Here is a 19484-nt window from a genome sequence, read left to right as displayed (position 1 = left end):
CTGCATCATTGCCCCAGCCGCTCGATCAGCGCTGGTGCGTGGACCTGGTCGGCTTTGTAGTTGCCGGTCAGGGTGTACATCACGATGTTGACGCCGGCGCGGAAGGCGTATTCGCGCTGGCGCGGTTCGCCCGGCGTCAACGGCAGCATCGGCTGGCCGTCGGGGCGCATCGCCCAGGCGCCGGCGAAATCGTTCGACGTGATGATGATCGGCGACACGCCGTCGCCGCCGCGTGCCGGGCGGGCGTTGTCCTCGTCGTCGTTCTCGCGCGGTAGCGCCTCGACCCAGGTCTCGCCCGCGGTGAAGCGGCCGGGGAAGTCGCGCAGCAGATAGAACGTCTTGGTCAGCACGTGCTCGCGCGGCACCGGCTCGAGTTCGGGAATATCCAGCGACGACAGCACGCCGCGAAGCGTCACCATGCCCGGCGTCTGCGAGCTGCCATTGACCCCCGGCGGCGCCTCGATCGCGTCGCGGGTGTCGAAGATCACCGTGCCGCCCTGCTTCATGTAGGCGTCGATCTTGTTGAGCGCGTCCTGCGGCGGCTTCGGCGCGCCCGCGATGATCGGCCAGTAGATCAGCGGAAAGAACGACAGCTCGTCGCGCGCCGGATCGATCCCGATCGGTTCGCCGGCCTCCAGCGCGGTGCGCTGGGCCAGAAACAGCGTCAGCCCGTTCAAACCCGCCTTGACGATCTGATCGACGTCCGGATTGCCGGTGACCACATAGGCGAGGTGGGTCTGCGACGTCGCCTTGATGGCGAACTCGTCCTTGGCGGCGTCGGCGAAGCTCGGCCGCGGCAGGCTGGCGAGCGGCAGCGCCACGATCAGCGCCAGCGCCGTGGTGGCGGCGCGGCGGCGTCGCGACAGCAGCGCGGCGAGGCCGCCGCCGAGCAGGGCGACGATCAGCGCATCGAGCGCGAACAGGCCGAGCGAGGAGGCGAGCAGCATGCCGCGCAGGTCGCGCGGCTCGGCGGTGGTGTAGTTGGCGCGGCGCGCTGCGATCGCCGAGGTGTCGAGTGGCGCGAGCCGGTCGGCGGCCGCGAGCGTGTTGACGGCGAGCGGACCGTCGGCGGGGCCGTAGAAGCCGGGCGGGTGATCGGCGCTGCCGCGGTCGCGCCAGTCGGTCGGGATCGGCTTGGCCGAGGCCGGCGGCGGGCCGAAGGCGCCGAAGCCGTCCAGCGTGCGCAGCGGCGCGACGGTCTCGGCCGCGTTGGTGTCGGCGGCCACGCCGGCACCGGGCGTTGAGGTGTAGCCCGACATGTCGACCAGCCGGCGCAGCATCTCGACAAAGGTGCCGGACATCGGCAGATCCGACCAGCGCATGTCGGCGCTGACGTGGAACAGCGTCACCAGGCCCTTGCTGCGATGCTCGCCGGTGACCAGAGGCGTGCCGTCGGCGAGCGAGGCCCAGCTCTTGGTCGCCAGCACGGCGTCGGGCTCGGCCAGCACCTGGCGATTGACGGTGACGTCGTTCGGCACGGCGATGCCGGCGAACGGACCGTCGGCCGCGAAGGCGGCGAGCTTCTGCGGTTTCTCCCATGTCAGGCTGCCGCCGAGGCTGCGGCCGCCACGGCGCAGCTTCACTGGCACCAGATCGTCGTCGTCCTGCCGCGCGAGCCGCGGGCCGGCGAACCGCACCAGCACGCCGCCTTGTTCGATCCAGGCGTCGAGCCGCTGGCGGATCTCCGGCGACAGCGCGCCGACATCGGCCATCACGATCATCGGCAGCTTCTGGTCGAGGAACTGCGCGATCGTCTGCTGCGGCGCGCCGCGGTCGCCGAGCCGGACGTCGGCGAACGGCGCCAGCGCCCGGGTCAGATAGAAGGTCGGCGCCAGCAGCGGCTGCGCGGTGTCGGTGCTCGCGCCGGACACGATGCCGATGGCGCGGCGGCGCCAGCGCTTGTCGAGCAGTTGCACCGCGCCGGCGGAGCGCTCGCCGGCGATCTCCAGCCGCGAGATGTCGTTGCGCAGTTCGACCGGCAGTTCGAATGCCGCATCGGTTTCGCGATCCTGCGGCGGGAAGTTGAACGCCGCTTCGCCGATCGGCGCGCCCTTGGCGTCGAGCGCTCGCACCGTTCCGGTGTCGATGCCGCCGGTCTGCGCGCGCAGCACCTTCACGGTCATCTTGGCGGCGGCGTTCTCGGCCGCAGCAAGGGCGTGCGGCTGCGCGGCGCCGCCTTCGACGATGGTGACGTTGCGGCCCTGCAGCAGCTTGGCCACCGCCTCGACGAATTCGCTACCGCGGCCGGTGTCGACGCCGTCGGTCAGCCAGACGATCTCGGCATCGTTGCTGGTCTTGAGGAAGCGCTCGACCGGCGCCAGCGCCTCGACGCGCTCGACCGCATAGGGCTTCGGCGATAACTGGCGCAGCGATACCCGCGCGGTGCCGGCCGGCATCAGCACCGGATCGCGCGTCGCTTCGGATAACGGCGCCAGCGCGACCGCACGGCGCGAACTATCCGCCTCGGCGATCAACTCGTCGGCGGCCTTGATGCGCAGCTCCCAGTTCGACGCCGAGCTCCAGCCGTCGTCGAGCATGATCAGCAGCGGGCCGCTGCTGTTGCCGGCGGCGGTCTGCGGATTCCAGATCGGGCCGGCCAGCGCGAAGATCACCAGCGCGGCCGCGAGCATCCGCAAAGCGGTGAGCCACCACGGCGTGCGCGACGGGGTTTCTTCCTTCGGGGAGATCTCGAACAGCAGCCGGGTCGGCGGGAAGTCGACGCGGCGCGGCTTCGGCGGCGTGACGCGCAGCAGCCACCATAGCGCCGGAAGCGCCAGCAGGCCGAACAGCAGCAGAGGTTGCGCGAAAGACAGAGGCAGACCGCCGATCATGCGCCGAGCCCCGCTTTGACGCCGCGTTCGACGCCCTTGGCGGTGGTCATGCCGGCGTGCAGGAACAGCAGCAGCTCGGCCGCCGAGCGGCTGGTGGTGTGAGTCGAGAACATCCAGTCGAGCTTGCCGGTTTCGATCCGGATCGCGTCACGATGCGCGGCGACCAGCGCCACATAATCGGTCGCCCAGGTCTCGGCGCGGCCCGCCGTAATCGTGCCGCCGCCTTCGGGCTCGACGAACTCGACGCGGCCAGCGAACGGAAAACTCTCCTCGGACGGATCCACAACCTGCACCAGCGAGCCGTGTGCGCCGGAGGCGGAGAGGCCGGCCAACATGGCGCGGATGTCGGCGATCGGCGACCAGAAATCCGACAGCACCACGATCTCCGCCAGCGAGGAGGGAACGAAGGACGGCGGCAGGCTGTCGCGCGCGGTGGTGTCGTGCAGGATCGCCTGCGCCATTTTGTCGATCACATTGGTGCTCGATGTCGGATTCATCAGGCCCGGGATGCCGACGCGCTCGCCGCCGGCGACCAGCAGTTCGGCCAGCGCGAAGGTGACGATCAGCGCCCGCTCGAGCTTGCTGTCGCGCACGCCCTTCGACGCATAGGCCATCGAGGCGGAGCGGTCCGGCCACAGCCACACGGTGTGGGCGGCCTCCCATTCCAGTTCGCGGACGTACAGATGATCGTCGCGCGCCGAGCGGCGCCAGTCGACGCTCGTGGCCGGCTCGCCGGAGACGAAGCGGCGATACTGCCAGAAATTCTCGCCGGCGCCGGCGCGGCGGCGGCCGTGCAGACCGTGGGTGACGTTATTGGCGATGCGGCGGGCTTCGAGCATCAGGCGCGGCAAAGACGCAGCGAGCGAACGGCTCTCGCCATCCGCGCGCCTGACTGCCAGCGTCTCCTTGTTCGGCTGCTCGCCCGCCTGCGCCATCAACCGATCCGGCTCTTGAGCTGGCGGATCACGTCCGGAATGGTGCGGCCTTCGGCGCGTGCCGAGAAGGTCAGCGCCATGCGATGCTTCAGCACGGGCTCGGCGAGGTCGAGCACGTCGTCGATCGACGGCGCCAGCCGGCCGTCGAGCAGCGCGCGGGCACGCACCGCCAGCATCAGCGATTGGCTGGCGCGCGGGCCGGGGCCCCAGGCGATCAGCTTGCCGAGATCGCCGGCCTCGGGGCCAGGACGCGCCGAGCGCACCAGCGACAGGATCGCCTCGACCACGGAATCGCCGACCGGCAGGCGGCGGACCAGCCGCTGCGCCGACACCAGCAATTCGGCATTCATCGCCACCTTGGGCGCGCTTTGTTCGGCGCCGGTGGTGTCGAACAGGATGCGCCGCTCGGCGTCGCGATCCGGATAGTCGACGTCGATCTCCATCAGGAAGCGGTCGAGCTGCGCTTCCGGCAGCGGATAGGTGCCTTCCTGCTCCAGCGGGTTCTGCGTCGCCAGCACGTGGAACGGCTTCGGCAGATCGTGGCGTGCGCCGGCGACCGTGATGTGCTGCTCCTGCATCGCCTGCAGCAGCGCCGATTGCGTGCGCGGGCTGGCGCGGTTGATTTCGTCGGCCATCAGCAATTGCGCGAACACCGGACCGGCGATGAAGCGGAACGAACGCTTGCCGGCGGTGGTCTCGTCGAGCACTTCGGCGCCGAGAATATCGGACGGCATCAGGTCGGGCGTGAACTGCACGCGCTTGGCGTCGAGGCCGAGCGTCACACCGAGGGTTTCCACCAGCTTGGTCTTGGCGAGGCCGGGGACGCCGATCAGCAGCGCATGGCCGCCCGCCAGAATCGTGACGAGCGTATTGTCGACGACGCGCTCCTGGCCGAAGATGACGGTGGCGATCGCCTCCTTGGCGGCGCGAACCTCGCTGGCAATCTGCTCGGCCGAGCGGACGATGACGTCTTCAAGTTTCTCGACACTGTCCGCCGCCATCCGGTCTCTCTCCTGTTCACGCTCGCCCTGGATCAGCCCAACCCGGCGCAACGGCATCGTCCCGTTTCCGCCCGCATGCTAGGCTGCCCGCACAGGCGAAGCGAAGGCTATGGTTTTATTGGCCAAATCTATCCCCACATTATGAGCATCAAGGCGTTGCGCCCATCACGATGTGGAGAGTTAACCCTTGTGGCACGGTGTCGAAGGCGTGCAGCTATCGTGCCATCAGAAACTTCAAGGTCAGGGTAAACCATGGCGAAGCAAGGGCAGAGCGCGAACCGCAATCTCGACGGGTTGACCGCTGCCGCGCGTGACGCGGCCGAACAGGCCGCCTCCGGCAAGGGCCTCCCGCCGGTACATCTGTGGAATCCGCCGTTCTGCGGCGATCTCGACATGCGCATCGCCAGCGACGGAACCTGGTTTTATCTCGGCACGCCGATCGGACGACCCGCTCTGGTGCGGCTGTTCTCCACAGTCCTCAAGCGTGAGGACGGCAAGCACTTTCTGGTGACGCCCGTCGAGAAGGTCGGGATCACCGTCGACGACGCGCCGTTTCTCGCTGTGGAGATGGTGAAGGACAGTGACTCACGCGGCCCGGTGCTGCGCTTTCGCACCAATGTCGATGATTGGGTCACCTGCGACGCCGACCACGGTCTGCGCTTCGAGGTCGCGGAGGACGGCGGCCTGATGCCGTATCTGCACGTCCGCGCCGATCTGTGGGCGAAGGTGACGCGGGCGTTGTATTACGATCTGGTTGACATCGGCGAGGAGCGGATGGTCGATGGTCACCGCAAGTTCGGCATCGCTTCAGGCGACGCATTCTTCGCGATGGCAGACGCCGAGCAGATGAGGGAAGCACTTTGAACTGGGAAGCCCATTGAACGAGCCGACGATGACGATCGAATCTGCCCCCGGTGGCATCAGTTCGGCCGACTTCTTCGATCGCGCCTTGCGGCGATTGCGGTTCGACGTTCCGCCGGCGCTGACCGATGCCAACATCATTCCCTCGACCGGCGACGCCGGCACCGACCGGATGCTGAAGCTGATCGCGGAAGAGCGCCCGATCAGGCCGGCTGCGGTGCTGATCCCGGTGATCGAACACGCCGAGCCGACCGTGTTGCTGACGATGCGCGCCGCGCATCTCAACGATCATGCGGGCCAGATCTCGTTTCCCGGCGGCAAGATCGACGCCACCGATAATTCGCCGCTCGACGCCGCGCTGCGCGAGGCGGAAGAAGAAATCGGGCTCGATCGCTCCTATGTCGAACCGATCGGCTACCTGGACGTCTACGGTACGGGCTTCGGTTTTCGGATCCTCCCGACCGTGGCGCGGGTGCGGCCCGGCTTCGAGCTGACCATCAACAAGGCCGAAGTCGACGACGCCTTCGAAGTGCCGCTGTCGTTCCTCATGGACCCGGGTAATCATCAGTTGCACAGCAAGGAATTCCGCGGCGCGCAGCGGTCCTACTACGCGATGCCGTTCGCCGAACGCTACATCTGGGGCGCGACCGCAGGCATCCTGCGGGTGTTGTACGAACGGATCTGCCTGCCATGATCCGTGCTGTTCTGACTGAAGTCGGAATCTTCCTCATCCCCTTCATCCTTTACGCGGCCTACCTGATGATCATCAGGGCGGCGGTGCTGCATCGTTCGTCCTGGCCGCTGCGCGTGGTCGGCTGGCTGCTGCTGTCGGCGCTGGCGCTGGTGATCGTCAGCCTGCTGCTGCTGGTGCATTATTCGGGTGCTCCGCCCGGTGCGACCTATGTGCCGGCGCATATCGAGGATGGCCGGCTCGTGCCCGGAGTCGAAAAATGACCGGCGCCGCGGTGCGCGCCGAGGCACCCTGGCTGCGTGGCGGCCCGGCCGCCAAGGTGCTCACACTGCTGAACGGCGACGGCGAGGAGGCGCGCGTGGTCGGCGGCGCCGTGCGCAACGCGCTGCTGCGGCTGCCGATCGGCGACATCGACATCGCCACGACGGCGCTTCCCGACGAAGTGGTCCGGCGCGCCAAGACCGCCGGCGTCAAGGCGGTGCCGACCGGGATCGAGCACGGCACCGTGACGCTGGTGCTGGAGGGGCAGGGCTTCGAAGTCACCACGCTGCGCGAGGACGTCGAGACCTTTGGCCGCAAGGCGCGGGTCGCGTTCGGCCGCGACTGGGTCCGCGACGCGCAGCGGCGAGACTTCACCATCAACGGCCTGTCACTCACTGCCGATGGCGTCGTGCACGACCATGTTGGCGGTCTCGACGACATCGCGGCGCGGCGGGTGCGGTTCATCGGCGATCCCGACCAGCGTATCGCCGAGGACTATCTGCGCATCCTGCGGTTTTTCCGGATCCACGCCGCCTACGGCGACGGCGCGCCGGAGCGTGAAGGGCTGCTCGCCTGCCTGCGCGGCCGCGGCGGCCTTGCCACGCTCTCGGCCGAGCGGATGCGAATGGAGATCCTCAAGCTGATGGTGGCGGACGGCGCGCTGGCGTCCGTGGTCGCGATGGCCGACGGCGGCCTGTTGCTCGCCGTGCTCGGCGGCGTCACCTATCCGGGCACGCTGGCGGCGATGATCGCCGCTGAAGCGTCGCTCGGTCTACCGGCCGATGCGGTGAGGCGGCTGGCGGCGCTGGCGGTCGCGGTCACCGAAGACGCCAAGCGGCTGACGCAGCGGCTGCGGCTGTCCAATGTCGAGAGCAAGCGGCTGGATTCGATGGGGCACCGCTGGTGGCGACTCGCCGGAATGGACGAGGCGACCGCGCGGCGCCGGCTGTATCGCCTCGGCGAGGCCCGCTTCCACGATCGCATGATGCTGGCGTGGGCGCGGGCCGGCAGCCGGGCCGATCCGGCCTATTGGCGCGAGCGGATCGCCTTGCCGCAACGCTGGCGTGCGCCGACTTTCCCACTGAAGGCTGCCGACTTCATCGCCCGAGGCTTTGCGGCCGGACCGGCGCTCGGCCACGTTCTGACGCTGGCCGAGGACGCCTGGCTGGCGGCTGACTTCCCGCTCGAGGAGGCCCGGCTGCAGACGATCGCCGACCAGACCGCAGCGCGGTTCGCCAAGGATCATCTGGTTTAGGCGGCTCACAGCAATGCGGCCCTGAAATCAGGGCCGCGCGGTTGTGTCGGAGGGATTTGCCCGAGGAAACAGCGCTCTAGCGCTCAGGCGACCAGGCGCTCAGGCGACCTTGCTGGCCTTGGCGTCCTCGTCGTCGGCGCCGTCCTCGTCCTGATCGTCGTCCTCATCCTCAACCTCGTCTTCGTCCTCGTCGGCGACTTCGATCGCCTCGAGCACGGCGAGCGGCAGGGTTTCACGGAACAGATCGCCTTCTTCGCCCATCCAGACGCAGACGACCTCGTCGGCACGCGCCTCCGCCACCGTCATGGCCTGACCGCCCGATTTCAGGATCACGACGTCGCCCGCTTTCAAGTCCATGTTCGGCTCCCGCTGAATGTGTTGATCACGCCGGAGAGACTAGCTGACCGGCATGACAGGCCGATCACGGCCCACCTGGAGCTAGCGGATGCCGATCACCTTGTGGGTCTGGACGCTGAGCCGCCATTGCGGGTGGCGCAGACAGTAATCGATCGCCTCGCGGGTGTTGTCCGACTGCCGGGTTCCATCCATCGGCTGCAGCGAAAAACGCTCGAAAGCGAGGTGCTGGAACTGGTTCGGCAGGGCGCCTTCCTGCGGGTACACCAGCTTGAGCTCATTGCCGCACTGCACGCGTAGCGCTGCGCCGGCTTTCGGACTGACACAAAGCCAGTCAATTCCGGGAGGTGGTTCGATTGTACCATTCGTTTCGACGCCGATTGCGAAGCCTTGTTTGTGCAACGCATCAATTAGTTCTTCGTCCAGTTGAAGCAGCGGCTCGCCGCCGGTGATCACCACATAGCGGTCCTGGTCGTTGCCTTTCCATTGAGCTGCAACAACCGCGGCGAGCTGATCGGCGTCGGTGTAGCGACCCCCGAGTGTGCCGTCAGTGCCAACGAAGTCAGTATCGCAAAACTTGCATACGGCCTGATCGCGATCCTGATCTCGCCCCGTCCACAGATTGCACCCTGCAAATCTGCAGAACACCGAAGCGCGTCCGGCATGGGCGCCTTCGCCCTGCAGGGTCAGGAAGATCTCTTTCACCGCGTAGCTCAAATCGTGTCCTTCACTCGTAACGGGTCTGCCGGAGCGCCTCGCCGACCACCAAGGCCGCCGCCATCGCGACGTTCAGCGAGCGCATCTGCGGCTGCATCGGAATCACCACGCGCGCATCCGCCGTATCGGCCACTTGTGGCGGAACGCCAGCGCTTTCTCGGCCCAGCAGCAGGACGTCAGTGGATCGGTAACGCTGTTGCAGATAGGGTGTTACGCCTTTCGTTGTAAGTAAAATCACGCGACAGTCAGCAGCCTCACGCCATTGCACGAATTTTGACCAGGAATCGTGCCGAATGATCGTTATCTGATCCAGATAGTCCATTCCCGCCCGGCGGAAATGACGATCCGAAATCGGAAAGCCGGCCGGCTCGATGATGTGAGCTTCGACGTTCAAACACGCGCAAAATCGAAGGATAGTGCCGGTGTTCTGAGGAATGTCGGGCTGGTAGAGGGCGATCCGCATTCCGTAATGCTCCGTAGCAACTGAATCATAACTCGAGGGGTGAGAAGACAGCGCAAGCGAATTGTTCGGGCTGCGGTGATTAGCCCTTCGCGGACTTGCGCTCTACCGGCAAGGGTGCCAATAGATCGATTCTGAACTGTCTGTTTCTAGCTGACCGGCTGATGACAAACAGCCATGGGATGCGTGGGCTGCGAAGTTCGGCGATCCTGCCTCGGGCGATTTTTCGCACCTGCCAGAACCGTCTCGCCGGCCGCAGAGATGAAAGGGCTTTGGATCGTGACCACAGAGACTTCGGCGGAACCGACACGCCGTGATTTTCTCTATATCGCAACTGGCGCCGTGGCCGCTGTCGGCGCAGCCGCGACGGTGTGGCCGTTCATCGCGCAGATGAACCCCGACGCCTCGACGATCGCCGCAGGTGCGCCGATCGAAGTCGATCTGACGCCGATCGCCGAAGGCCAGGACATCAAGGTGTTCTGGCGCGGCAAGCCGATCTACATCATGAACCGGACCAAGAAGCAGGTCGAGGAAGCGCTGGCAGTCAACCTGTCGTCGCTGCCTGATCCGCAAACCGACCAGGAGCGCACCAAGCCGGGCCACGAGCAGTGGCTGGTGGTGATCGGCATCTGCACGCATCTCGGCTGCATCCCGATCGCGCATGAAGGTCTGTTCGACGGCTTCTTCTGTCCGTGCCACGGTTCGCAGTACGATTCCTCCGGCCGCATCCGCCAGGGTCCGGCGCCGCTGAACCTGCCGGTCCCCCCCTATCAATTCGTCTCCGACTCCAAAATCCAGATCGGCTGACACTTCCCTTCAGCGTCGCTATATCCCTTGCTTAGGATCGCATCATGAGCGGACCATCTACCTATCAGCCGCAGAGCCCCTTCATGAAGTGGCTCGAGCAGCGCCTGCCGATCGCCGGCTTGGTTCATTCTTCCTTCATTGCCTATCCGACCCCGCGCAACCTCAACTACTGGTGGACGTTCGGCGCCATCCTGTCGATGATGCTGGTGATCCAGATCATCACCGGCATCGTGCTGGCGATGCACTACACCCCGCACGTCGATCTCGCCTTCGACTCGGTCGAGCGGATCGTTCGGGACGTCAATTACGGCTGGCTGCTGCGCAACACGCATGCCGCCGGCGCGTCGATGTTCTTCATCGCGGTCTACATCCACATGTTCCGCGGCCTGTATTACGGGTCGTACAAGGCGCCGCGTGAGGTGCTCTGGATTCTCGGCGTGATCATCTACCTGCTGATGATGGCGACCGGATTCATGGGTTACGTGCTGCCGTGGGGCCAGATGAGCTTCTGGGGCGCGACCGTCATCACCAACCTGTTCTCTGCTATCCCGTTCGTCGGCGACAGCATCGTGACCCTGCTGTGGGGCGGCTATTCGGTCGGCAACCCGACCCTCAATCGCTTCTTCTCGCTGCACTACCTGCTGCCGTTCGTGATCGCCGGCGTGGTCGTGCTGCACGTCTGGGCGCTGCACGTGACCGGTCAGAACAATCCGACCGGCGTCGAGCCGAAGACCGAGAAAGACACCGTGCCGTTCACGCCTTACGCGACCTTGAAGGACGCGTTCGGCATGTCCTGCTTCCTGCTGTTCTTCGCCTGGTTCATCTTCTACATGCCGAACTATCTCGGTGAGGCCGACAATTACATTCCGGCCAATCCGGGCGTGACGCCGCCGCACATCGTGCCGGAATGGTACTACCTGCCGTTCTACGCGATCCTGCGTTCGATCCCGAACAAGCTGATGGGCGTCGTCGCGATGTTCGGCGCGATCATCGTGCTGCTGTTCCTGCCCTGGCTCGACAGCGCGAAGGTCCGTTCGTCGCGCTACCGTCCGCTGGCGAAGCGCTTCTTCTGGGGCTTCGTGGTGGTCTGCATCATGCTCGGCTGGCTCGGCTCGAAGCCGGCGGAAGGCATCTACACGATGCTCGCGCGGGTCTTCACCTTCTTCTACTTCGCCTACTTCCTGATCGTGCTGCCGCTGCTGGCCCGGGTCGAGAAGACCTTGCCGCTGCCGAACTCGATCGCCGACGACGTTCTGAACAAGGGCAAGGCGCTGGGAACGACGGCAGCGAGTCTGTTCGCCCTGGCGCTGGCCGGCACGCTGATGCTCGGCGGCGCGCAGAGCGCCAAGGCGGCGGAAGGCGGCGAGAGTCCGCCGTCGCTGAGCTGGAGCTTTTCCGGCCCGTTCGGCACCTATGATCGCGCCCAGCTTCAGCGCGGTTTCAAGATCTACAAGGAAGTCTGTTCGGCCTGCCACTCGATGAAGCTGTTGCAGTACCGCAACCTCGCCGAGCCGGGCGGCCCGAGCTTCACCCTCGATCAGGCCAAGGCGATTGCCGCCGAGGCGTCGATCAAGGATGGCCCGAACGACGCCGGCGAGATGTTCGAGCGTCCGGGTCGCCTCGCCGACACCTTCCACTCGCCGTTCCCGAACGAGCAGGCGGCCCGCGCGGCCAATGGCGGCGCGGCTCCGCCGGACATGTCACTGCTGGCCAAAGCGCGTTCCTATTCGCGCGGCTTCCCGCAGTTCGTGTTCGACTTCTTCACCCAGTTCCAGGAGCAGGGTCCGAACTACATCGATGCGCTGATCCAGGGCTATCAGGATCCGCCGCCGGAAGGTTTCGCGCTGCCGGACGGTTCGTACTACAATAAGTGGTATCCCGGCCACTCGATCAAGATGCCGCCGCCGATTTCGGACGGGCAGGTGACCTACGACGATGGCAGCCCGGAAACGGTTCCTCAATATGCAAAGGACGTCACGGCCTTCCTGATGTGGGCAGCCGAACCCCATCTCGAAGCCCGCAAGCGCCTCGGCCTGCAGGTCATGATCTTCCTGATCATTCTCAGCGGCCTGCTGTACTTCACCAAGCGCAAGGTGTGGTCGAACGTGCACTGAGCGACCCCGCACCCGATCCACGCGCACGACAAACGCGCGACAGAAAGCCCCCTCGCGGGGGCTTTTTTGTTGCGCCGTTGTGCGCGCCAGCGCCGCGGTCCGGGCGATTGCATCCGTCCGGGAGTGCGGACAATATGCGCCGCAACGAAAGTGCATCTCACGGAGGATTCATGGGCACGATCATCACCTTCAAGCGTCCCGACGGCAAAGAGGCGAGCGGCTATCTGGCCAATGCGGCGCGCGGCAATGCGCCCGGCGTCGTCGTGATTCAGGAATGGTGGGGCCTGTCCGAGCAGATCAAGGGGCTGACCGACCGCTTCGCGCTCGCCGGCTTCGATGCGCTCGCGCCCGATCTCTACAACGGCAAGGTCGTGCCCTATCACGACACTGACGCCGCCAACAAAGAGATGGGCTCGCTCGACTTCATGGATGCGACGACCCAGACGGTGCGCGGCGCGGCAGCATATCTTTCGCGCAATGGCGCCAAGGTCGGGCTCACCGGCTTCTGCCTGGGCGGCGCCGTCACGGTGATCGGCGCGTGCAAAATTCCGGAACTGAGTGCTGCGGTTGTGTTCTATGGCATTCCGCCGGAGCAGGCGGCCAAGCCGTCGGAAGTCCGCGTGCCGATGCAGGGCCACTTTGCCAATCGCGACGACTGGTGCACGCCGCAGGTGGTGGACGCGTTCGAGAAGGGCCTGAAAGAAGCCGGCAAGGCCGCCGAGTTCTTCCGCTACGAAGCCGACCACGCTTTCGTCAACGAGCAGCGCGCCGCGGTGCATGATCGGGAGGCCGCGGAACTGGCGTGGTCGCGGGCGACTGCATTTTTCGGAAAGCATCTCGGCTGAACGCCGGTTGCTCCTAAAATTTGAGCTTTCGACTGAAGATTTGAAAGAAGGGTTGCTGCGATAAATGCTGTCAGAACTACGAGGACAGCAATGGTTGACAAAGTTGTAACACCAGGTCGCAACATCATCGACTTCGCGAACTACCAGCGAACGCAGCGGCCGAGTCAGACGACAGCGATGAGCGGCCGTTTCTGCCGACACTGCGGGGCGGCGTTGTTCGACGACGACCGCGAGGAGGATTGTTCGAGCGCGGGCATCCTGCAGCAAGGCCCCACGCGAACCCGGCCCCGCCGGTTTCGCGCGGATTGAAGTATCTCTGATTCCATCCGCGTCATTGCGAGGAGCGAAGCGACGAAGCAATCCAGCTCGGTGCACTGAGCTGGATTGCTTCGCTTCGCTCGCAATGACGCGGAGGGCCGGGACTACACGTGTTGGCCGCCGTTGATGTGGATCTCGGCGCCGTTCACGTAGGACGAGGTCTCGGTGCACAGCACGTAGATGATCTTCGCGACTTCGTCGGGGGTGCCGAGGCGGCGCATCGGGATGTCTTCCTGGACGATCTTATCGGTGCCGGGAGACAGGATCGAGGTGTCGATCTCGCCGGGCGCGATCGAGTTGACGCGGACGCCGATCGGGCCGAAGTCCGACGCCATCTCGCGGGTCAGCGCGGCGAGCGCCGCCTTCGAGGTGGCGTAGGCGGCGCCGGCGAACGGATGCACGCGCGAGCCGGCGATCGAGGTGACGTTGACCACCGAGCCTTTCGCCGCCTTGAGTTCCTCGATCAACCCGCGCGCCATCATGATCGGCGCGAAGAAGTTGACGTGGAAGACGTGCTCCCAGGTGTCCATCTCGGTGTCGATCGAGCCGAGCCGTCCGCCGCTGGCGTTCTTCGGCGAGATCGCCGCGTTGTTGACCAACGCATGCACCAGCGCGCCGTCGAGCCGCTCGCGGATCTCGCCGATGCCGCGCAGCGCGTCGGCGCGGTCGCCGAGATTGATCTGGATGTGATCCTCAGGACCGGCGCCCCACGGGCACTCTTCCGGAAACGGATGACGCGAGCAGGTGATCACACGCCAGCCGGCACTGGAAAACCGGATCGCCGTGGCGTGGCCGATGCCGCGGCTGGCGCCGGTCAGAATCATCGTCCGGCGCTGCGCGTTGGTCTCGGGCGCGCGCTTCGGGGTTTCGGGATTCATGGATAAAGCCTTGTCTTGGTCCAGGGATGCGCCGGCGTGTCGCGGCTGAATTCGATGCGGTCGTGCAGACGGAACGGGCGGTCGTGCCAGAACTCGATCCGCGACGGCGTGATCCGCCAGCCACTCCAGCCCGGCGGACGTGGCACTTCGCCGACCAGATGCCGCGCCGCGACCTTGGCGATCGCCTGCTCGAAGGCGAAGCGGCTCTCCAGCGGCTGCGACTGCTTGCTGGCCCAGGCGCCGATCTGCGCCTGCTTGGGCCTTGTGGCGAAATAGGCGTTGGCTTCGGCCTCGGTCACCGGCGCCACCGTGCCGCGGATCCGAACCTGACGGCGCAGCGACTTCCAATGAAACAGCAGCGCTGCCTTCGGATTGGCTTCGAGCTCGCGGCCCTTCTGGCTGGCGATGTGGCTGTAGAATACGAAGCCGTCGTTGTCATAGCCCTTCATCAGAACCATTCGGACGTCAGGCAGTCCGTCGGGATCGACCGTCGCCAGCGCCATTGCATTCGGGTCGTTCGGTTCGGACGCGGTCGCTTCGGCAAGCCATTCAGCGAAAAGGCCAAACGGATTCTCCGCCGCTGTGAAATCACCGGACGTTAACTCACTCTGGTGTTTGATGGACGTGTCGCTCATGCGAGGGAATCCGACTTGTGCTTCACCGCGCTCCCGAACGCGCCGGCGGCTCTATGTAGGCCAGACCTATATAGGGCACCGCAGTGCGTTGTTCTATCGACGATCGGCCGCTCCGCCGGGTTGATAGCCATTCTAATGGGGGTGGGGCTCGGCGGCTGCAGCGTCGGCGGCAAGGACGCCGCGTTTGCCCAAATGGACGCCACCGAGTTCACCGGATCGATTGCGGCGCTCTCCCCGTCGGCGCAGAACGGCCCAAGCGAAGCGGATTTGGCGCTGGCGCGAATCGCCGCCTCAGACGTTCTCACCAAAGGCGGCAAGGATTCGAGCCAGCCGTGGGAGAACCCCACCACAGGCGCGCGTGGCTCGGTCACGCCGATCGCAGCCGCCTATACGGCCGAGGGGCGCTCCTGTCGCGACTTTCTCGCCAGCTACGTCAAGGACGGCTCGGAGAGCTGGATGCAGGGCGCTGCCTGCCGGTCCGCCCAAGGCCATTGGGAAATCCAATCGCTGAAGCCCTGGCGCCGCAGCTGACCGCGACCGCGAAAGCGGCCTGAAGCGGTTGCAAAAGAGACGAAAACACCCCAGATGAACCCCGACTGGGCGTTCTGCCCATGGTTCGATTCCTGATTTCTGAAGGAGACGTGACGGATGCGCGACCCCTACGAGGTCCTGGGGGTGCAGCGGGACGCCAGCGCTGCGGCGATCAAAAGCGCCTATCGCAAGCTGGCCAAGAAGCATCACCCCGACGCGAACAAGAACGACCCGAAGGCCGCTGCCCGTTTTGCCGAGGTCAACTCTGCCAACGAGATTCTCGGCGACGAGTCCAAGCGCAAGCAATTCGACCGTGGCGAGATCGACGCCGAAGGCAAGCCGCGTTTCCAGGGCTTCCCCGGCGGTGGCGGAAGCGCGCGCGGCGGACGTGCCGGCGCTGGCGCTGGCGGCGGCTTCGAGCAGTATAATTTCCGCGGCGGCGCAGGCGGCGGTGCAGGCTTCGAGGACATCCTGAATTCGATGTTCGGCGGCGCGGCCGGGATGCGCGGCGGGCCGCGCGGCGGCGGAGCGGGCTTCGACTTCGACAGCGGCGGCTTCGCGCCTGACCTCGATCAGAGCGTCGCCATGACGGTCACGCTCGAAGAGGCGGCCAAGGGTTCGGAAAAGCGCGTCCGGCTGCCGAGCGGCAAGGAGCTCAACGTCAAGATTCCGGCCGGCGTCGGTCCGGGCCAGCAGATCCGCCTGAAGGGGCAGGGCGAAAGCGCGCCCGGCCACCGGCCCGGCGATCTGCTGATCACCGTCAACTACGCGCCGCATCCGCACTTCAAGGTCGACGGCAACGATCTGCGGCTGGAGCTGCCGATCACGTTGTACGAGGCGGTGCTCGGCGCCAAGGTCCGCGTGCCGACGCTGACCGGCGCGATCGAGCTGTCGATCCCGAAGAACACCTCGAGCGGCCGCACCTTCCGGCTCAAGGGCAAAGGCCTGCCGAAGTCCGGCACCGCCGGCGACCTGTTCGTCACCACCCGGATCGTGCTGCCCGACGGTCACGACGCCGATCTCGAAGCGCTGATGACCAAATGGCGCGACGGCCACCCTTATCACCCGCGCAGCGATCTGGGCTGATCCTGAAAGCTTGCCGCCGCGACGAGTGTCACCCTCCCCTGGAGGGGGAGGGTCGCTCGCGTAGCGAGCGGGGTGGGGTGGCGAAGAGTTCATCCGCCGTGCCCGCTGCTCACCCCACCCCGTCACGCACCCGCTACGCGGCTGCGTGCCGACCCTCCCCCTCCAGGGGAGGGTGAAGAGAGCTCACGTGTAGCTGTCGACATTCCATTTGCGAGTTGGATTCGAGACTCGACGCGACGCGTGCTCCTACGCATTCGCCTCCATCACGAACGCGTCGATCAGCGCGTCGAAGCGGTCGGCTTGCTCCCATTGCGGCAGGTGGCCGGCGCCGTCGATGGTCTGAACCGCGCCGCGCCACAGCGTCGGCATCGTCAGGGACTGCAGATACGTGCCGTTGACGAGCTGCTCCCCGGCGCCGTGCAGCACCGCGAGCGGCTGCTTCAGCTTCGCCACGACGTCGATCTCGTCGCGATAGCCGCCGGGCGCGATGCTGGCGGCGAGCTGGGCGCGGGCGCGGCCGTCGGTGCGCAGCACGTCGGCGACCATCTCGTGCGGCAGCTCGGTGACGCCGGGCCGAAACGCGGCGGCGACGTAAGCGCGCGCCTGCTCTTCGTTCAGCTCCGGCTGAAACGTGTAGGCCATCGCCGGTGTCGCCAGGAAGGCCTGCTCCATCGCCGGCGGAAAGCCGATCGGCGGCGTCCCGAAGATCGCAAAACCGTTCGCCTCCGGCAGATCCGGCGCGGCCTCCAGCACGATGTGCCCGCCCAGACTCCAGCCGACGAACACAGCCTCCGCCGCGCCGAGCTGACCCGCAAACTCGCGCAGCATCGCCGCATAGCCCGGCATGGTGTAGGTCGCCGCCGGATCTGCCGCATCGGCCGACTCGCCATGACCGGGCAGGTCCGGCACCAGCAGGCGATACTTGGCGCCGAGCGAGCCACCGAGCTGCCGCGTGAAGGCGCGCGACGACGCCGAATTGCCGTGGACGATGATGATCGTCGGCCCGGCGCCGGCGGATTGACGATAGGCGATCCGTCCGGCGGACGTCTCGATCGACTGAGTCTGCATACTGGTATCCCCTCACCACGATTTGCGGTGATAAAATACCAAAGAGGTATCCGGGGGAAGGCCTAGGCTTGCAGACGACGCGCGATCGGGGGAGCGTGGGTCCGAAACGGAGCGGCCTCGGCGCAGGGGATCAGCGCAACCCCGGCCAAGGCCGCCTGCGCCGATCGGCGGATCAGACGCACTCAAAGCATCGTGATTCGGTCGGACGAGACTGAGGCGCGTCGATGTTGGAATCCGCGATTATCAGTGTCGAAATTTGGACGACGCCGAAGGCGCGAACTAATCGCCAACTAACCGCCCGCTTTCTCCGCCTGCGCATAGACCTGCTTCGCAACCTGGCTCAGCCGCTCCTTGTCGGTCGGCCCGGCCAGCACGTAGCCGACGCCACGATCGGCCCAGAACAGCGCGCCGTCACGGGCGTCGCTGGCGTAGCGCATCTGCGCCGCGTCGGTTTTGGCCCGCGAGGTGTAGAGCGTGAAGCGCTCGCCACTGGCGCTTTCGTACATCAGGAAAGCCGCCGGCGCGTCCGGGCCTGGTAGCAGCCGACCGCCGACCAGTTTCAGCCCGCTGGCTTCCAGCTCCGGCGCCGTCACCTGATAGCCGACCCGCTTCGACAGCCATTGCTGTAGATGCGCACGCTCGGAGGCCTCGACCTCGACCGGGTGGCGCACCTCGACGACGTACAGCCGATGGGCGCCCAGCGCATCCACCGTGAAGCTGCGGAAGGCGCTTGGCGACGTGGCGGCACCGCGGGCAAACCATCCGGCGCCGCCGCCGACGATGAACGCCGCCAGCGTGGCGGCGATCGCGCCGGCGATCCAGCGCCGCGGCGGCGCGGCGCTGAGCCGGTCGAGCTGCAGCCGCGCCGGCACCGGCTCGTCGAGCACGCGGTCGTAGCGCGCATGCAGCGCCTCGGCCATCGCCTGCCACGCCCGCACCCGCTCGGCATCCGCCGGATGTGCGGTGAGCCAAGCCTCGACATCCGCCCGCCGCTCCGCCGGCAATTCGCCGTCCACATAGGCGTGCAGTTCGTCCTCGGTGACGGGGATCTGAGGTTCAGTCATGGCTGCGCTTCTTCGATGTTAAGAGTTCGTCGCGTTGCGTGCACCACGCCCACCCCGTCATTGCGAGCCAACGGGTCGGCGCAAAGCGCCGCCCGAGCACAGGCTCCGCGAAGCAATCCAGACGCAGTGCTCGGAGCTGGATTGCTTCGTCGCGGAGCCTGTGCTCGGACGGCGCTGAGCGCCGATCCGGGTGCTCCTCGCAATGACGATGGGGAAGCCGGATTAAAAACTTCGCGATGCATCACTTCACCCGCTTGAGCATTGGCCGCTCGCCGTCGAGGCTGGCGCGGATGTGGGCGCGGGCGCGGGCGAGGCGGGACATCACGGTGCCGATCGGCACGCCCTGGATGTCGGCGACCTCGCGGTAGCTCAGGCCTTCGAGCACCACCAGCAGCAGCGCGGCGCGCTGCTCCTCGACCAGCGTCGCCAGCGCGCGGGCAATGTCGCCGCCCTCCGCTTCGGTGCCGCTGGCGTCGGCGCTGGTGTCGGTCAGCGGCATCAAGGTCGGCCGCCGCGCCAGCGTGCGCCGGCGGTTGCGGTTGAGGTTGGTCAGGATGGTGTAGAGCCAGCTGCGCAGATCGCCGCCGAGAAACAGCTTCTCGGAGCGCAGCGCCCGCACCAGCGTGTCCTGCACCAGATCGTCGGCGATATCGGTGTCGCGCGCCAGCGCCCGGGCGTAGCGCCGCAGGGCCGGGATCATCGCTTCGACGCCGTCTCGGAAGTCGTTCATCGCTCGCCTGTCGGTCGGAATGCGGCTCGCCGCACCGACAAC

At 66.4% G+C, this 19484-nt stretch carries 20 protein-coding genes; 9 read left to right on the top strand and 11 right to left on the bottom strand.

From position 1 onward, the window contains the following. Positions 1–5: 5 nt before the first annotated feature. The 3 genes from LPW26_RS09610 to LPW26_RS09600 are packed head-to-tail and all read right to left on the bottom strand — an operon-like array spanning position 6 to position 4767. Positions 6–2831, bottom strand: coding sequence for a DUF4159 domain-containing protein (locus tag LPW26_RS09610; RefSeq protein WP_238734636.1), 2826 nt, complete (start codon positions 2829–2831; stop codon positions 6–8). Beyond that, positions 2828–3766 carry a DUF58 domain-containing protein gene (locus LPW26_RS09605; protein ID WP_238734634.1) on the bottom strand — a complete coding sequence of 313 codons (939 nt, stop codon included), beginning with the start codon at positions 3764–3766 and terminating at the stop codon, positions 2828–2830. The genes LPW26_RS09610 and LPW26_RS09605 overlap by 4 nt, the downstream gene beginning before the upstream one ends. Then, complete coding sequence (locus LPW26_RS09600; protein ID WP_238734632.1) at positions 3766–4767, bottom strand: AAA family ATPase; 1002 nt, start codon at positions 4765–4767, stop codon at positions 3766–3768. The genes LPW26_RS09605 and LPW26_RS09600 overlap by 1 nt, the downstream gene beginning before the upstream one ends. A gap of 252 nt (positions 4768–5019) precedes the next feature. Here LPW26_RS09600 and LPW26_RS09595 point away from each other — a divergent pair, with 252 nt between their 5' ends. Genes LPW26_RS09595 through LPW26_RS09580 form a run of 4 tightly spaced genes read left to right on the top strand, consistent with a single transcriptional unit; the run spans position 5020 to position 7835 of the window. Further along, complete coding sequence (locus LPW26_RS09595) at positions 5020–5631, top strand: DUF1285 domain-containing protein (RefSeq protein WP_238734630.1); 612 nt, start codon at positions 5020–5022, stop codon at positions 5629–5631. Positions 5632–5659: 28 nt separating this feature from the next. Next, the gene (locus LPW26_RS09590) at positions 5660–6322 is read left to right on the top strand and encodes a CoA pyrophosphatase (protein WP_238734628.1); all 663 of its coding nucleotides are present in this window, start codon (positions 5660–5662) and stop codon (positions 6320–6322) included. Next, entirely contained in the window at positions 6319–6582 is a 264-nt protein-coding gene (locus tag LPW26_RS09585; RefSeq protein ID WP_238734626.1) for a DUF6111 family protein, read from the top strand. Before LPW26_RS09590 ends, LPW26_RS09585 begins: the two co-directional genes overlap by 4 nt. Then, entirely contained in the window at positions 6579–7835 is a 1257-nt protein-coding gene (locus LPW26_RS09580) for a CCA tRNA nucleotidyltransferase (RefSeq protein ID WP_238734624.1), read from the top strand. Before LPW26_RS09585 ends, LPW26_RS09580 begins: the two co-directional genes overlap by 4 nt. A 99-nt stretch (positions 7836–7934) precedes the next feature. On the opposite strand, the gene LPW26_RS09575 is transcribed toward LPW26_RS09580, so the two are convergent. From LPW26_RS09575 to LPW26_RS09565, 3 genes are all read right to left on the bottom strand, one after another. Further along, complete coding sequence (locus tag LPW26_RS09575) at positions 7935–8192, bottom strand: YodC family protein (RefSeq protein ID WP_238734622.1); 258 nt, start codon at positions 8190–8192, stop codon at positions 7935–7937. Positions 8193–8273: 81 nt separating this feature from the next. Then, on the bottom strand, positions 8274–8906 hold the full coding sequence (gene queE, locus LPW26_RS09570) for a 7-carboxy-7-deazaguanine synthase (protein ID WP_238734620.1): 633 nt from the start codon (positions 8904–8906) through the stop codon (positions 8274–8276). Positions 8907–8916: 10 nt separating this feature from the next. After that, on the bottom strand, positions 8917–9369 hold the full coding sequence (locus LPW26_RS09565; RefSeq protein ID WP_238734618.1) for a tRNA (cytidine(34)-2'-O)-methyltransferase: 453 nt from the start codon (positions 9367–9369) through the stop codon (positions 8917–8919). 276 nt (positions 9370–9645) lie between these two features. Between LPW26_RS09565 and petA the strand changes: the two genes are divergently transcribed. The 3 genes from petA (at position 9646) to LPW26_RS09550 (ending at position 13132) form a co-directional block, all read left to right on the top strand. After that, the gene (gene petA / locus LPW26_RS09560) at positions 9646–10173 is read left to right on the top strand and encodes a ubiquinol-cytochrome c reductase iron-sulfur subunit (RefSeq protein WP_238734616.1); all 528 of its coding nucleotides are present in this window, start codon (positions 9646–9648) and stop codon (positions 10171–10173) included. A gap of 44 nt (positions 10174–10217) precedes the next feature. Next, positions 10218–12287: a cytochrome c1 gene (locus LPW26_RS09555; RefSeq protein WP_238734614.1), complete on the top strand. Its 2070-nt coding sequence runs from the start codon at positions 10218–10220 to the stop codon at positions 12285–12287. A gap of 170 nt (positions 12288–12457) precedes the next feature. Beyond that, positions 12458–13132 (top strand): dienelactone hydrolase family protein, encoded by a 675-nt coding sequence (locus LPW26_RS09550; protein WP_238734612.1) that lies wholly within the window; start codon positions 12458–12460, stop codon positions 13130–13132. Between the two features lie 422 nt (positions 13133–13554). Here the strand turns inward: LPW26_RS09550 and LPW26_RS09545 are convergent, their stop codons facing one another. Next, a complete protein-coding gene (locus LPW26_RS09545; protein ID WP_238734610.1) occupies positions 13555–14328 on the bottom strand; it encodes an SDR family NAD(P)-dependent oxidoreductase in 774 nt (257 codons plus the stop codon). Then, entirely contained in the window at positions 14325–14963 is a 639-nt protein-coding gene (gene pdxH, locus LPW26_RS09540) for a pyridoxamine 5'-phosphate oxidase (RefSeq protein ID WP_238734608.1), read from the bottom strand. The genes LPW26_RS09545 and pdxH overlap by 4 nt, the downstream gene beginning before the upstream one ends. 135 nt (positions 14964–15098) lie before the next feature. Here pdxH and LPW26_RS09535 point away from each other — a divergent pair, with 135 nt between their 5' ends. Beyond that, positions 15099–15494, top strand: a complete 396-nt coding sequence (locus tag LPW26_RS09535) for an RT0821/Lpp0805 family surface protein (RefSeq protein WP_319942175.1) — start codon at positions 15099–15101, stop codon at positions 15492–15494. 117 nt (positions 15495–15611) lie between these two features. Then, a complete protein-coding gene (locus tag LPW26_RS09530; RefSeq protein ID WP_238734605.1) occupies positions 15612–16580 on the top strand; it encodes a DnaJ C-terminal domain-containing protein in 969 nt (322 codons plus the stop codon). Positions 16581–16826: 246 nt separating this feature from the next. Here the strand turns inward: LPW26_RS09530 and LPW26_RS09525 are convergent, their stop codons facing one another. The 3 genes from LPW26_RS09525 to LPW26_RS09515 form a co-directional block, all read right to left on the bottom strand. Further along, the gene (locus LPW26_RS09525; protein WP_238734603.1) at positions 16827–17648 is read right to left on the bottom strand and encodes an alpha/beta fold hydrolase; all 822 of its coding nucleotides are present in this window, start codon (positions 17646–17648) and stop codon (positions 16827–16829) included. Positions 17649–17938: 290 nt separating this feature from the next. After that, a complete protein-coding gene (locus LPW26_RS09520; protein ID WP_238734601.1) occupies positions 17939–18712 on the bottom strand; it encodes an anti-sigma factor family protein in 774 nt (257 codons plus the stop codon). Positions 18713–18953: 241 nt separating this feature from the next. After that, on the bottom strand, positions 18954–19442 hold the full coding sequence (locus tag LPW26_RS09515) for a sigma-70 family RNA polymerase sigma factor (protein ID WP_238734599.1): 489 nt from the start codon (positions 19440–19442) through the stop codon (positions 18954–18956). Positions 19443–19484 lie beyond the last annotated feature (42 nt).

The sequence above is a fragment of the Rhodopseudomonas infernalis genome (assembly GCF_022271405.1).
GTDB classification, from domain to species: Bacteria; Pseudomonadota; Alphaproteobacteria; order Rhizobiales; family Xanthobacteraceae; genus Rhodopseudomonas; species Rhodopseudomonas infernalis.
The sequence above is the reverse complement of the archived record's forward strand: the minus strand, read 5'-3'. Positions and strand labels throughout refer to the sequence as shown.